This is a genomic window from Haloferax marinisediminis (assembly GCF_009674585.1).
Lineage (GTDB): Archaea > Halobacteriota > Halobacteria > Halobacteriales > Haloferacaceae > Haloferax > Haloferax marinisediminis.
Window position 1 is genome coordinate 1,364,899 of sequence record NZ_WKJP01000001.1, and the last position, 13,687, is coordinate 1,378,585.

Consider the following 13,687-nt stretch of genomic DNA (forward strand, 5'->3'; position numbering starts at 1 on the left):
TCGGGCAGTGGAACGCCCCCGAAAACGGTGGGTGGTATCGTGCCGCAAACTTATTCGCCTCGCCGGTGTCATATCCGACTATGGTACTTTCCCCCTCACTCTCGTACCGCTGCAGTTCGGTGAGTTCTTCGCAGGGCCACTCGGGCAGATTCTGCTGGTGCTCATCGCGATTGCCATCGTCATCGTCGTCGGCCGGATGGTGTTGAAAATTGCGTGGCGACTCGTGACGATTGCCGCACTCATCATCGCCGTGTTGCTCTTGCTGTCGTTCTTCGGAATCAACGTCATCTGACGACCGAAGAACGACGCGCGACGGCCGTTTCGTCGTCACCGACGTCAGTTATACAACGTCGAATCCAGCGACCGCTGAGAGAAAGTTTCTGACGACGCCGTGTCCCGACCCCGTGAGGACGCTCTCCGGGTGGAACTGGACACACTCGATAGGATACTCGCGGTGACGAACGCCCATCACGAGTGATTCGCCGTCGTGGTCCGTCGTCGCCGACACGTCGAAACAGTCGGGCACTTCGGTGGCGACGAGTGAGTGGTACCGACCGGCGGGGAACCCCGCTTCGAGGTCAGTGAAAACACCCTGCCCGTCGTGGTCGATGGGGAACGCCTTACCGTGAATCGGTGCTGGCGCGTGGCCAATCGTCCCGCCGTAGGCGTAGACTGCCGCTTCGAGACCGAGACAGACACCGAGCGTCGGAATCTCGGTCGAGAGTTCCGTGAGTACGTCGGTCGTCACACCCACGTCGCGGTCGTTCTTCGGATGCCCCGGTCCCGGGGAGATGACGAGGGCGTCGGGGTCGAGGGAACGAATCTCGTCGAGTGTAGCCGTGTTCTTCAGCACCTCGATGTCGAGCGGTTCGCCGTTCACGGTCTGTTCGGAGAAGTACTCCACGAGGTTGTACGTGAACGAGTCGAAGTTGTCGACGATGACGAGCCGAGTCATCGAGACACCTCCCGTGGCTCGTACTCGATTCGACGGATGGCGTCGAGGACGCCGCCCATCTTCTGTTCGGTCTCGTCGTACTCCGAGGCGGGATCAGAGTCGGCGACGATACCCGCGCCCGCGCGGACGGTAATCTCGTCTTCGTGGCCGTCAGTCTCGACCGTCGCCGTTCGGATGACGATCGCCATGTCGGCGTCACCAGTCCACGAGTAGTAGCCAACGCCACCGCCGTAGACACCACGTGGGTCGTCTTCGAGGTCGTCGATTATCTCCATCGCCCGGACCTTCGGCGCGCCAGTCAGCGTTCCTGCGGGGAAGGTCGCACGGGTCGCGTCGAACGCGTCGTGTTCAGCGTCGAGCGTTCCGGAGACCGTCGACTCGATGTGCTGGACGTGACTGTACTTGATGACGCTCATGAACTCTTCGACGCGGACGCTCCCGGGCGTCGAGACGCGGCGGACGTCGTTGCGGCCGAGGTCGACGAGCATCGTGTGCTCGGCGCGTTCTTTGGCATCGGCGAGGAGTTCGCCAGCGAGGCGGCGGTCTTCGACCGGACCGGACCCACGCGGGCACGTCCCTGCGATGGGGTTGACGACGACACGGTCACCACGAACCGAGACGAGGGTCTCGGGGCTCGCGCCGACGACGCGGCGGTCACCGTGGCGAAGAAGGTACATGTACGGAGACGGGTTGACCTCGCGGAGCGAGGCGTACAGACCGACGGGGTCGACCTGTCCACGGAGTTTTCGGGTGCGCGAGAGGACGCCTTGGTAGATGTCGCCGTCGCGGACGTGTTCTTTGGCCGCACGGACTGCGGCCTCGTACGACGCTCGTGAACCTGCTTCTTCACTGGTTCGCTCGAAGCCACCGGGGGCGGGGTCGTCGGCCGTCTCGAGTTTCTCGGTGACTGCTTCGACTTCCGCGACGACAGAGTCGTACACCTCGGCGGGGTCGTCGTCCGGCGTGACGACTGGGGTGCAGACGAGTCGAACCGTATCTTCGACGTGGTCGAACGCGAGCGTCCGGGTCGTCAACACGAACTCGGCGTCCGGGTCGTCGGTGTCGGGGCGCTCCCGGCCGACTTCGGCTAACCAGAGGTCGTAGACGGCCTCGTACGCGAGGAACCCGACCAGTCCGCCGGTGAGTGTCTGTCGCTCCGTCTCGGGGAAGTTCACGCGCGGAAGGTCAGGGAGCGCGCCACGAAGCGAGTCGAGCACGTCGCCTTCTGCCTCGCGGACGAACGCTGCCGCGGGGCCGCCGAGGTCGGTTACGTCGGTTCCGTCGGGGCCGACCGTCACGACTGCTTCGGGGTCGTAGCCGACGAACGAAAAGCGCGCGTGGGAATCGGCGGTGGTCGCGGGAGACGAGAACGCGCCCTGCGGGTTGCTCGACGAGACCTTCTCGGCGCTCTCCAAGAGGAACCCGTACTCACTCCGGTCGGCGAGTGCGGTGTACGCCGCGAGCGGGTCGATGTCCACGTCGAGTTCGGTGACGAGGTGCGCCACGACGGGCTCGTCGTAGTCTGCGAGCTCGGCGACGAACTCCTCACGGTCGGTTTCGGGTCGCGTCACGCCGGAACCTCCTCGTGATTCTCGTGGTCACGGAACGCGGTTTTCGCCTCGGTGACGAAGCGGCGAACCGCGTCGTGGTCTTTGACACCGCCGGATGCTTCGACACCGCTGGCGACGTCGACCCCGTCAGGGGCGACGGTTCGGACCGCATCGGCGACGTTGTCGGGCGTTAGCCCGCCGGCGAGAATCACAGGCACGTCGACGGCTTCGACGAGCGCCCGTGAGGCGTCCCAGTCGTGCGTCTGGCCGGTTCCACCTGCACCCGACTCAGAGGGTGTGTCGACGAGGAGACCATCGACAGCGGGCGCGACAGCGCGTGCACGCGCGATGTCTGTTGCGTCGACGACCGGGACGACACGGACGCCTTCGGTGGCGAGTGTTTCGAGTTCGTCCGCCGAGAAGTCCGCGTGGAGTTGGAGTACGTCGGGGCGGACCTCGCGTGCGAGTTCACGAGCGTGTTCGACCGACTCGGGCATCGTCACGAGGACCGTCGAGAGGAACGGTGGAGCACCTGCGAAGAGCTCGCGGGCGCGCTCGGGCGAAATCTCCCGAGGCGTGTCGACGGGAACGTCGCAGATAGCGCCGACTGCGTCTGCACCGGCCGCAGCGACGGCGTCGAGGTCTGTCGAACGGGTGACGCCGCAGACTTTCACACGGACCATCTCACGCCTCCCGGAGCGCGTCGAGTTTTGCTTTCGCGGCACCGGTGTCGATGGCGTCGCGGGCGACGTCGACGCCGTCTTCGAGCGAATCTGCGATGCCAGCCACGTAGATTGCAGCGCCCGCGTTGGCGAGGATGAGGTCTCGTTTGGCACCGGTCACGTCACCCGTGAGGATGCCTTCGAGGTCGCGGGCGTTCTCCTGTGGCGACCCGCCGGCGACGGCGTCGATTGGGGCCTGTTCGAGACCGAGGTCAGCAGGCGTGAGCGTGTACTCGATGACGTCGTCACCGTCGACTTCGGCGACGGTCGTCGCGTCGTGGAGCGCAATCTCGTCCATCCCCGAGCCGTGAACGACGAGGGCACGCTCGACAGGCATGTGCGAGAGCGCGCGGGCAATCATAGGGACGAGGTCAGGGTCGTAGACGCCGAGAACCTGCGCGTCGGCACCGGCGGGGTTCGTCAGCGGTCCGAGGACGTTGAAGATGGTGCGCATGCCGAGTTCCTTCCGCGGGCCGATGACGGCCTTCATCGCGGGGTGGAACACGGGCGCGAGCATGAAGCCGACGCCGTTCTCGTCGATACATCGCTCGACCGATTCGGGGTCTGCTTCGACGTTCACACCCGCGACTTCGAGCACGTCAGCACTCCCAGAAGATGAAGAGACGGAGTAGTTGCCGTGCTTGGCGACTGCGGCACCCGCGCCGGCAGCCACGAGCGCGCTGGTCGTCGAGACGTTGATCGTGTTGTAGTCGTCGCCGCCGGTTCCACAGGTGTCGACGAGTGGCTCGCGCGAGGGTTCGATGGTCAACGCGGCGTCGCGCATCCCCTGTGCGAAGCCGGCGATTTCGGCTTCAGTCTCTCCTTTCGCACGGAGTGCCGCCAGGAGGGCGCCGATTTGCGCCTCCGTCGCCTCTTCGAAGACCGCACGCGCAGCGTCGCGCGCCTCCTCGACAGTCAAGTCAGAACCAGCAGTGACGCGTTCGATGTAATCTTGCATTGGTAATCACCGATGTACGTGTTCGAGTTACAATGTACAAATTCGTACATTGACTTAAGGGTGTCGGGCAGGCGAAAATCGCCGCCATCGAGCCCGGTCGTGACGCAGGGATTCGGCGGTATGAGACGGTGGGAGTGTGCTATGGTGGGAATCGCCGCACGTGGTCCGATTCGAAAGCTTAAATTGTAACCCCGGACAACGGAGAGATGCGTCCGAACGGGCGTGGAAAGCACCGTAACCGGGTTGGTGGTCTAGTCTGGTTATGACACCTCCTTGACATGGAGGAGGCCGGCAGTTCAAATCTGCCCCAACCCACTTCCTTTCCACGTTTCGGAGTTCGGCCGATGTTTGCAACACCGGGTTGGTGGTCTAGTCTGGTTATGACACCTCCTTGACATGGAGGAGGCCGGCAGTTCAAATCTGCCCCAACCCATTTCGCTTCTACGAGAACCCGACGACCACCGAGGCGAAGCCTCGTGTGTGAGTCACGATTCGAGACGAGCGAAATTCTTGGGGCTGTTTGAACTCGGGAGCGACTGCAAGGAGCGACCAACGTTCAAATCTACCCCAACCCACTTCTCTTCGACGTAACGACCGCGAGAGACACGGAGGTCTCTCGCGTCAGCGTCGTGGTCACGGCAGATTTGAACCAGCGAGCGACCGCAAGAAGCGAGTGGGGTTCAGAATCTGCCTACCTGTTCCTCGAGATGAACCGTAGATGTCGTGGACGACGACTTCTCATCCGACATTCTGCTCGTCGAAGTAGACGTTCACCTCGTACTGCGACCTGTCGTAATCCAGTGATAGCGCCTCGATAGACCCATTGAAACGGTACCGGTCGCCGAGGAAGTGTCGTCCACCGGCGTCCGCGGGTCGCGGACCCGTCGTGTCGGCGACGGTTACCGTACCATCTGCGTTCTGTGTCGTGGCCTCGTCGGAGTCCGCGGAGAAGTCGCCGCTGTCGGTATCAGGTTGAATGGCACCTTCGAGGAGTAATTCGTACGCCGTCGGCCCGTTCGCAGTAATCATCACCGAGCGCCACTCGTTCACGTACCCGGGTAATTCGACCGCCAGTGGACTCACGAGCATTTCGTCAACGTAGACGTATGCATCGTACCCCGGCTCGGGGACAACCGTTAGCTGTGCGTATCCAGAGATGATGAACCGGTCACCGAGGAAGTTTGTTTCTCCTGCGTTTTCGGGCCGCGGTCCGGTTTCGTCGCGCACCGCTTGGCCGGCCGGCCCGTCGGGGTCGAACACGATGTCGTCCTCGTCGGCAGAGAAATCGCCGAATTCGGTGTCGGCTTCGAGCGTCCCGTCGACTGTGAACTCGTAGTCAACCGGTCCGTTTGCCGAAATCATCAGCGTGTGCATGGCCGACCCCGAGGTCTGCCCACTCACTGAACCTGCTACGCCCCATATCGGCAGCACTGACGCTCCCACCCCGATGGCGGCCGTCTTCAACATCGTTCGTCGATTTAATCGCCGCCCCGTACTCCGTTGGCCCGCTGACTGCCCGCCAGCTGTGCTATCAATGCACATAGATAAACTGTCACTCCCGAGTCTCTTATACACTTTTTATAATTGACAGGAAACTGGACGTGGGATGACATTCATCCCAAGAGAGTTGTGCCACGCAAACAGTGAGAGCGATTTCAAACGGCTGCTTCAGTCCCTACTCGAGTGGGTGATGTGGGTCGCTAGTCGTCCGCCGGCGCCAACGCCGGCGACGAGAACTCCCGGTACTTGTACATCCGCGTCAGGTGCAGGACGACGACGTACCCGAGAGCCGCCAGCACGACAGCGAGAATCGTGTTTCCGAGCAGTTGCCGGAAGAGGATGTCGAACCCTGCATCGAGCGACACGTCGGAGACGGAGACGCCGGGAATCGGGCCGAGGATGTACGACCCAACCCAGAAACTCGCCCCGTAGACGGCCCACTTGACGGGTGGATTGAAGATGACGAGTGTCGAGACGAGCGCGAGTTTACTCGCTCTGTCGACGAAGTACGCGATGAGCGCGAACAGCGCGAGTGCGGTGCCAGCGGTGGGCATCACGACGAAAAACACACCGAAGGCGAAACTCACTGCAATCTCGTGAGGCGTGTGTTCCGCCGCAAAGGCACGTTCGATTCCCGACCACACTCGGGCCCGAATCGACGCTACTCTCTCGCGCACAGGTGACGGCTAGATGCAGGACTCTACTATCAATTCTTCGCCATGCGAGGCAATAGCTATCGAATTCACGAATTCGAGACTATCTGAATCGGCGGTCAGATTCCCACTTGCTCTTCAGCTCCAACATCTCCCCGACGCCGCGGGCGACGTCAGAGATGTGGAACGCGATGTCGGTGGCCGTCACGATACCCACCATCTTCGCGCCGTCGACGACCACGAGTTTCTTGACCCGTCCGTCGCGCATCTTCTGGGCGGCGACGCGACTCGTCGAGTCTGGACGGACCCACTTGATTGGATGTGACATGACGGCGCGCGTCGGGATCGTCGACAGCGGGCTGTCGCTCGCGACGCCGGCGCGAAGCACGTCCGACTCAGTCACGATACCTGCTGGGCCTCCGTCGGTACTCACGACGACGCTCCCTGCCCCCCGTGTGAGCATCACTCGAGCGCAGTGGGCGACGCTGGAGTCCAGCCCGACAGTTGCGACGTCCTCGGTCATGATTTCGTCGACGCGCATCGTTACTCGCCTGCCAGGTTCGTTCGATGATACTGCCGACCAACGGGAGTCGAAACGACAGTGACGTCTGGGTGTGTCAGTGCGGAGAACTGCAGAATCTCATATTCTGTAATCGCGTCGGGGGAGTGCGGTTTCACCCCAGAAACGCCAGTTTCGTCCATTAGCGTGACCAATCCGGATTGGTCGGATAAACCTCTCCGTTCGAGTATCGGTTCCGATAATTAGATGGTGTAGTCGTTCACCGTTGGTCACCTGTGTGAGCGGCAACGATACGGTTGTCGAACGCTATCGAATCACATGGACATTGGTCTCCGACTCCTCGTGGCAGGGTTCTGCATCGTCGCCCCATCCCTCCTGTTCGTCGGGTTTGTCCGATTCCTCGACAGCATGCGAAACGACGCGCTCGTCGACCGCGTCCTCGACCGACTCGACGAGGATATCGACGGCACCGGAACGACACTCGACCCGGCGACGTTCCTCCGAACGGCACAGGAGAAGTCGCGCGAACAGATGACGGCCTGTCCGGAGTGTGGCGTCCCGAATACGCTCGAAAGTAGTCGCTGTGGGCTGTGTGGGACGAGGCTGCATCGATAATCTGGCGGCCGCTCCGTTCACGAGTCGCAAAAATCGAGAGATGAGAGCGAAGACTTAGAGGAAGTCTTCGATGTGGTCGGCGACTTCGTTCGGGGTGTCGCCGACGGGGACGCCCGCGTCGTTGAGGGCGCTGATTTTGGACTCTGCGGTGCCCGTACCGGAGCCGGAGACGATTGCGCCGGCGTGACCCATGCGCTTGCCCGGCGGTGCCGTGCGGCCGGCGATGAAGCCAGCGACGGGCGTGTCCATGTTCTCGGCGATGAACTTCGCCGCCTGCTCTTCGTCTTCGCCACCGATCTCACCGCACATGACGACGGCGTGCGTGTCGGGGTCGTTCTCGAACGCTTCGAGGGCGTCGACGAACGACGTGCCGATGATTGGGTCGCCACCGATACCGATTGCGGTGGTCTGACCGATACCGCGCTCGGTCAGGTTGGAGACGACCTGGTAGGTGAGGGTACCGGAGCGCGAGACGAGACCGACGTTACCCTCCTCGAAGATGTTACCGGGGAGGATGCCGAGCTTGGCCTCGCCGGGCGTGATGATACCCGGGCAGTTGGGGCCGATGAGACGGGTGTCGACCTCTTCGAGGCGCTTGTTGACCTTCGCCATGTCCTGCGTCGGGACGCCTTCCGTGATGGCGACGACGAGGTCGAGGTCCGTGTCGAGTGCCTCGAAGATTGCGTCGGCGGCGAACGCCGGCGGGACGAACACGACAGAGGCGTTCGCGTCTTCTTCTTCGACGGCCTCAGAGACGGTGTCGTAGACGGGAACGCCTTCGACTTCCTGCCCGCCCTTGCCGGGGACCGCACCGGCAACGACGTTCGTGCCGTACTCCATCATCTGCTGGGTGTGGAAGCGACCTTCCCCACCGGTGATACCCTGTACAACTACGCGCGTGTCGTCGTCGACGAAAATACTCATTGGGACACCTCCTGTGCGTTCTCGACGGCACGCTGGACTGCATCCTCCAGCGTTCCTTCGACCTGTACGAGTTCCGTGTTCAGAATCTCCATGCCCTCTTCGGCGTTCGTGCCGGCGAGGCGGACGACGACGGGTTTCGGAATCTCGTCGAAGCTTTCGAGTGCCTCGTTGATACCCTTGGCAACCTCGTCACCACGGGTGATACCGCCGAAGATGTTGAACACGACGGAGTCGACGTTCTCGTCGGAGAACACCATGTCCAGCGCGTTCGCCACGCGCTCGGCCTTCGCGCCGCCACCGATGTCGAGGAAGTTGGCGGGCGTGCCACCGAAGTAGTCGACGAGGTCGAGCGTCGTCATGACGAGACCGGCACCGTTGCCGATGATACCGACGTTACCCGACAGACGGACGTAGTCGAAGCCGTACTCGCCAGCCTTGGCCTCAAGGTCGTCTTCGTAGGAGTCCTCTTCCATCGCCGCGAGGTCCTCGTGGCGGAAGAGTGCGTCGTCGTCGATGTTCATGACGGCGTCCGCGGCGACGACGTCGCGGTCGGACGTAATCATGACCGGGTTAATTTCGATGTCGGACGCGTCGTTGGCCTCGTAGAGGTCGTAGAGCGTCGAGAGGAACGAGGCAACGTCGAACGCGACGTCACGTGGGATGCCCGCGTCGAAGACGAGTTTGCGAGCCTGGTACGGGTGCAGACCGAACGCGGGGTCGATGTGCTCGCGTGCGATTGCGTCGGGGTTCTCCTCGGCGACTTCCTCGATGTTGACGCCACCTTCGGTCGAGACCATCGCGACGGGCTTGCCCGCGCTGCGGTCCATCGTGACACCGACGTACAGTTCGTTCTCGAAGTCGACGCCTGCCTCGACGAGCACCTTCTCGACCGTGTAGCCCTTGAGGTCCATCCCCAGGATGTCCTCGGCGGCCTGTCGAGCCTCGTCTTCGTCCATGGCAATCTTGATACCGCCAGCCTTGCCACGCCCACCGACGTGAACTTGCGCTTTGATAGCAGCGGGGTATCCGATGTCCTCGACCGCCTCCATAACCTCGTCTACAGACGACGCGAGACGGGACTCTGGGACCGGAATCCCTGCCTCTGCGAAGATATCCTTCGCCTGGTATTCGTGAAGCTTCATTACCAATCGTGGGAGGGGAAGGCACGCGCTTAAATCCCATCCATCTCCTTCAGTATTATCCGGTAGAATTCGCCGACGTGGGTTTACTCGCTGGCGAAATAATACTTTCACTCGACTCGAGTGCTGACGTTGCCGAGTGAGTGACCGTTCGACCCGCCACACAGTCTCGGGAGATGGCATCTAGCGGTGTATGTTAGTCGTTGAGGTACGTAGCAGACGTATGGGAACCCAGACGAAGGAACGACGCTACGATGCGGGGTTCGGATGGGCAATCGGGATGGCGGTTGGTCTCGTGTTTGGTGTACTCGGGTGGGTGATGACGAGAGAGATAACCATGCTGCTCGTCGTCTTCGTGGCGACCGGAAGCGCGCTGGGGTTCGCACTGGAGCAGTCGCTGAACCCAGCGCCGCTCACGCCGCGCCAACGGCGTCTCTTGCTGGTCTTCTTGACGGTCGGTGTCGTCGCCGGTGTCCTCGCCTTCCTCACGTGGTCTGGGCTCAGGTGAGTGTTCGTGTGGTCGGCCCTCGAAAGAGGTTCTTCTCACGCGTCCCCGCGTGAACACCCCCGTATCTATCCGGGGTGTCCGAACTTATCACGCATGAGGCCACACTCCCTTCCATGCGTGCTGTCAGATTCCACGAACACGGCGGACGCGACGTACTGCAGGTAGACGATATCGATACCCCCGACCCGGCGGCAGACGAGGTGCTCGTCGAGGTCGCTGCGGCGGGAGTCAACCCGGTCGACACCTACTTCCGCGAAGGGTCGTACCAGCCGTTCGCCATGCCGATGATTCCCGGCGTGGACGTCGCCGGCACCGTCGCCGCTGTCGGCTCCGACGTGACTGGATTCGAAGAGGGAGACGCAGTCGTGGGCACTGGTATCGGCAAGGACCACTACGGTGGTTACGCCGAGTTCGTCGCCGTTCCGACCGACCGCCTCGCGGTCCTGCCAGAGAACGCAGACCTCGTCGCCGCCGGTGGCGCGGGCGTCGCTGGCGTCACCGCGTGGCGCGCGCTCGTCGACCACGGCGAGATGCAACTCGGCGACACCGTTCTCATCCACGGCGGGTCCGGCGGCGTCGGCCACGCGGCAGTCCAACTCGCGGACGCGGCGGGTGCGCACGTCATCGCCACGGCGGCACCTGAATATCACGACCGCGTGTCCGAACTCGGTGCCGACGTGGTCCTCGACTACGGCCGTGACGACCTCGCCGACGCCGTCGTGGACGCCGCGAAAGGCGACGGCGTCGACCTGACGCTCGACCATCGCCTCGACGACTATCTCCAGTTCGACGCCGACGTTGCGACGACTGGTGGTCGCGTGGTCGGCATCGGCGAGAACGACCCGGAAGTCGGGTTCGACCTCTCGTCGTCGGCCCGCGGGAAGGACCTCCAGATAACGATGATGAGCATGTTCAACACGCCCGACCTCTCGGCCCCGCTGCGCGAACTGGCGGGCCAGATGGGCGCTGGCGAGTTCGAAATCGACGTGGCTCGAACCTACGACCTCGACGAGGCCGACGAAGCACAGCGCGCCGTCATGGAAGACAGTTTCCTCGGGAAACTCGTCATCACGCCCTGACCACACTCGCTGCGCGTTTTTTCACGTCTCACTCCGTCGACTGTCTCACCCCGTCGGCTAGCGACTGCACGACCGCGACCGAATTATGTGGTTTGCTCACGTAGTACATGGTTATGGACGTGAACTACGACTTCGACGGAACAGTGGCTCTCGTGACTGGCGCGAGCGGTGCCCTCGGTGGCGCTGTTGCCCGTGCATTCGCAGACGCAGGTGCGAACGTCGCGGCCGCCGACGTGGTCGAACCGGAGGACGAAGACGGCTTCTTCGAGTCGGATGGCGTCCGCTTCTACGAGGGTGACTTCACCGACGAATCTGACGTCGCCCGCGTCGTCGACGCCGTCGTGGACGACTTCGGCCGACTCGACTCCCTCGCCAACATCGCCGGGACGTGGCGTGGCGGAACGCCCATCGACGAGACCGATGCGGAGACGTTCGACTTCCTCTTCGACGTGAACCTGAAGACGATGTTCCTCGCTTCGAAGCACGCTGTTCCGCATCTGAGAGAGACCAACGGCGCCATCGTGAGCGTCTCCGCTCGCTCATCACTCGAAGGTGGCACAGGTGACGGAATCTATCGGGCGTCGAAAGCAGGTGTTCGCCTCCTCACAGAGACCATCGCCAAAGAGAACCTCGGAGTCGTGCGCGCGAACGCGGTGATGCCGAGCGTCATCGACACCCAGATGAACCGCGAGATGATGCCCGACGCCGACTTCGACGCGTGGGTGAAACCGGAGGAGATTGCCCAGGTGGTATTGTTCCTCTGTTCGGACGCGTCGTCGGCGACGAGTGGAGCCGCGGTGCCGGTGTACGGAGAGGCTTGATACCACTCTTCACGGGGCATAATACCACTCGTCGCGATATATATTTACATAGTTGCGCGCGCGGATTTTTTCACCCCACGTGAGCGATTCACGAACACGACACACGTTAGAATTTAGAGGGGAATATCATACCAGATTCGGACGAACGTCTCACCATATATAATCGGTTGGAGAAATATGTCGATTTTACCTCCGATATGCGACGGCATACCGCGTCATTTATCACACCCACATCGGCAAGAGGGTGATAGAAATGAGCGAACGTGAAACATGGGCAAGCAGGGCAGGATTCATCCTCGCCGCTGTCGGCAGTGCCGTCGGCCTCGGGAACATCTGGCAGTTCCCGTTCAAGACTGCACAGTTCGGTGGCGCGTCGTTCCTGATCGTCTACATCATCGCCGCACTCGGCATCGGCCTCCCGGCCATCCTCGCCGAGTTCATCATCGGACGGAAGACCAACCTCAACACCATCGACGCCTTCGAGAAACTCGGTCACAAGAACTGGCGCATCGTCGGTGCGCTCGGCCTCTTCACTGGCTTCTGGATTCTCTCGTACTACAGCGTCGTCGGTGGGTGGGTCCTTCGGTACCTCGGTGGCAGTGTGACGGGTGCGTACTTCGGTGCCCCGCTGAGTACTTCGGACAGATTTCGGCCGGCATGGACGCGCTCGTGCTCCACGCCGTCTTCATGGCGCTCGTCGTCGGCATCGTCGCCGCGGGTATCGAAGACGGAATCGAGAAAGCGACGAAACTGATGGTTCCGAGTATCGTCGTCATCCTCGGCGCACTCGCCGTCTTCGCCTTCACGCTCCCCGGCGCATCCGAGGGCTACGCGTACTTCCTGTCGCCCGACTTCGAGGCACTCGCCGCGAACTTCGGCGACATCGTCCCGTTCGCCGTCGGGCAGGCGTTCTTCTCGCTGTCGATCGGTATGGGTGCGATGATCACCTACGCCTCCTACATCGACGGCGACCAGAGCCTGTTCGGTGACGGTATCACTATCGTCTTCCTGAACAGTTTCGTCGGCATCCTCGCCGGCCTCGTCGTCCTTCCGCTGCTGTTCGCACAGGGTATCGACCCCAACACGAGCGGTGCGGGCGCGGTGTTCATCAGTGTCGCTGGCGCGTTCGGTGACATCCCCGGTGGCCAGATTATCGGCCTCATCTTCTTCGGGGTCGTCCTCATCGCGGCGCTCTCGTCTGCGATTAGCCTCCTCGAAGTCGTCGTCTCGTGGGCGATCGACAACTACGACGTGTCGCGTCCGCAGGTGGCCCTCGGCCTCGGTGGAATCATCTTCCTCCTCGGTGTCCCGTCGGCGCTCAACACGGCGTGGCTCGGCTGGTTCGACACGCTCGCGTACAAGTTCCTGCTGCCGGTCGGTGTCCTCGGTATCCTCGTCTTCGTGGCGTGGGTCTACGGCGCACCGGCGCTCGACGAACTCATGAAAGGCAGCGGCCTCGGCGACGGTGTCGGCCTGACGTGGCTCTGGCTCGCTCGCACGCTCGTCATCGTGGCCGTCGTCGCCACGCTGGCGCTGGGTCTCCAGACCCTGTTCCTCGGCGAGAACCCGGCTATCATCCCGCCGCTCTGAGGCAGCGACGACTCGCCGCGTTGCGGCAGAAGCAATCCACTTTTTTGTGCAGTTACGAATCGTAGGTGGTTGTGCACATTCTCCGACCAATCTACAGCAATACGTGCGTCTCGATGCCTTAGAACCGTTAAATTTCTGCGATGACGTATTGTC

Annotated in this window: 14 protein-coding genes, 2 tRNA genes and 1 pseudogene; 8 read left to right on the forward strand and 9 right to left on the reverse strand. The window is 62.3% G+C overall.

Features of this window, described 5'->3' with window-relative positions:
- Nucleotides 1-70: 70 nt before the first annotated feature.
- Nucleotides 71-292 carry a hypothetical protein gene (locus GJR98_RS07010; RefSeq protein ID WP_394349871.1) on the forward strand — a complete coding sequence of 74 codons (222 nt, stop codon included), beginning with the start codon at nucleotides 71-73 and terminating at the stop codon, nucleotides 290-292.
- A 48-nt stretch (nucleotides 293-340) separates the two neighbouring features.
- Here GJR98_RS07010 and trpG read toward each other — a convergent pair whose 3' ends face one another.
- Genes trpG through trpD form a run of 4 tightly spaced genes read right to left on the reverse strand, consistent with a single transcriptional unit; the run spans nucleotide 341 to nucleotide 4,185 of the window.
- Nucleotides 341-955 (reverse strand): anthranilate synthase component II, encoded by a 615-nt coding sequence (gene trpG, locus GJR98_RS07015; RefSeq protein WP_151136817.1) that lies wholly within the window; start codon nucleotides 953-955, stop codon nucleotides 341-343.
- The gene (gene trpE, locus GJR98_RS07020) at nucleotides 952-2,526 is read right to left on the reverse strand and encodes an anthranilate synthase component I (RefSeq protein WP_151136819.1); all 1,575 of its coding nucleotides are present in this window, start codon (nucleotides 2,524-2,526) and stop codon (nucleotides 952-954) included. The genes trpG and trpE overlap by 4 nt, the downstream gene beginning before the upstream one ends.
- Nucleotides 2,523-3,188: a phosphoribosylanthranilate isomerase gene (locus GJR98_RS07025; RefSeq protein WP_151136821.1), complete on the reverse strand. Its 666-nt coding sequence runs from the start codon at nucleotides 3,186-3,188 to the stop codon at nucleotides 2,523-2,525. The genes trpE and GJR98_RS07025 overlap by 4 nt, the downstream gene beginning before the upstream one ends.
- Before the next feature lies 1 nt (nucleotide 3,189).
- Complete coding sequence (gene trpD / locus GJR98_RS07030) at nucleotides 3,190-4,185, reverse strand: anthranilate phosphoribosyltransferase (RefSeq protein ID WP_151136823.1); 996 nt, start codon at nucleotides 4,183-4,185, stop codon at nucleotides 3,190-3,192.
- Nucleotides 4,186-4,425: 240 nt separating this feature from the next.
- Here trpD and GJR98_RS07035 point away from each other — a divergent pair.
- Nucleotides 4,426-4,500, forward strand: a tRNA-Val gene (locus tag GJR98_RS07035).
- A 43-nt stretch (nucleotides 4,501-4,543) separates the two neighbouring features.
- Nucleotides 4,544-4,618 (forward strand) — tRNA-Val (locus GJR98_RS07040).
- Nucleotides 4,619-4,923: 305 nt separating this feature from the next.
- Here GJR98_RS07040 and GJR98_RS07045 read toward each other — a convergent pair.
- The 3 genes from GJR98_RS07045 to GJR98_RS07055 form a co-directional block, all read right to left on the reverse strand.
- On the reverse strand, nucleotides 4,924-5,586 hold the full coding sequence (locus tag GJR98_RS07045) for a hypothetical protein (protein WP_151136825.1): 663 nt from the start codon (nucleotides 5,584-5,586) through the stop codon (nucleotides 4,924-4,926).
- A gap of 299 nt (nucleotides 5,587-5,885) precedes the next feature.
- Complete coding sequence (locus GJR98_RS07050; RefSeq protein WP_151136827.1) at nucleotides 5,886-6,362, reverse strand: DUF2062 domain-containing protein; 477 nt, start codon at nucleotides 6,360-6,362, stop codon at nucleotides 5,886-5,888.
- 79 nt (nucleotides 6,363-6,441) lie between these two features.
- Nucleotides 6,442-6,879 (reverse strand): CBS domain-containing protein, encoded by a 438-nt coding sequence (locus GJR98_RS07055; RefSeq protein ID WP_151136829.1) that lies wholly within the window; start codon nucleotides 6,877-6,879, stop codon nucleotides 6,442-6,444.
- Between the two features lie 297 nt (nucleotides 6,880-7,176).
- Here GJR98_RS07055 and GJR98_RS07060 point away from each other — a divergent pair, with 297 nt between their 5' ends.
- Nucleotides 7,177-7,473 (forward strand): zinc ribbon domain-containing protein, encoded by a 297-nt coding sequence (locus GJR98_RS07060; protein WP_151136831.1) that lies wholly within the window; start codon nucleotides 7,177-7,179, stop codon nucleotides 7,471-7,473.
- A gap of 54 nt (nucleotides 7,474-7,527) precedes the next feature.
- On the opposite strand, the gene sucD is transcribed toward GJR98_RS07060, so the two are convergent.
- Both sucD and sucC read right to left on the reverse strand, forming a co-directional pair.
- On the reverse strand, nucleotides 7,528-8,397 hold the full coding sequence (sucD, locus tag GJR98_RS07065) for a succinate--CoA ligase subunit alpha (protein ID WP_151136833.1): 870 nt from the start codon (nucleotides 8,395-8,397) through the stop codon (nucleotides 7,528-7,530).
- Complete coding sequence (gene sucC / locus GJR98_RS07070; RefSeq protein WP_151136835.1) at nucleotides 8,394-9,539, reverse strand: ADP-forming succinate--CoA ligase subunit beta; 1,146 nt, start codon at nucleotides 9,537-9,539, stop codon at nucleotides 8,394-8,396. Before sucC ends, sucD begins: the two co-directional genes overlap by 4 nt.
- Nucleotides 9,540-9,759: 220 nt before the next feature.
- Here sucC and GJR98_RS07075 point away from each other — a divergent pair, with 220 nt between their 5' ends.
- From GJR98_RS07075 to GJR98_RS07090, 4 genes and pseudogenes are all read left to right on the forward strand, one after another.
- Nucleotides 9,760-10,044, forward strand: a complete 285-nt coding sequence (locus GJR98_RS07075; RefSeq protein WP_151136837.1) for a hypothetical protein — start codon at nucleotides 9,760-9,762, stop codon at nucleotides 10,042-10,044.
- A 113-nt stretch (nucleotides 10,045-10,157) separates the two neighbouring features.
- Nucleotides 10,158-11,123, forward strand: a complete 966-nt coding sequence (locus GJR98_RS07080; RefSeq protein WP_151136839.1) for an NADPH:quinone reductase — start codon at nucleotides 10,158-10,160, stop codon at nucleotides 11,121-11,123.
- Between the two features lie 113 nt (nucleotides 11,124-11,236).
- Entirely contained in the window at nucleotides 11,237-11,944 is a 708-nt protein-coding gene (locus tag GJR98_RS07085; protein WP_151136841.1) for an SDR family oxidoreductase, read from the forward strand.
- A 253-nt stretch (nucleotides 11,945-12,197) separates the two neighbouring features.
- Nucleotides 12,198-13,534, forward strand: a pseudogene (locus tag GJR98_RS07090) (sodium-dependent transporter).
- The last annotated feature ends 153 nt before the right edge of the window (nucleotides 13,535-13,687 follow it).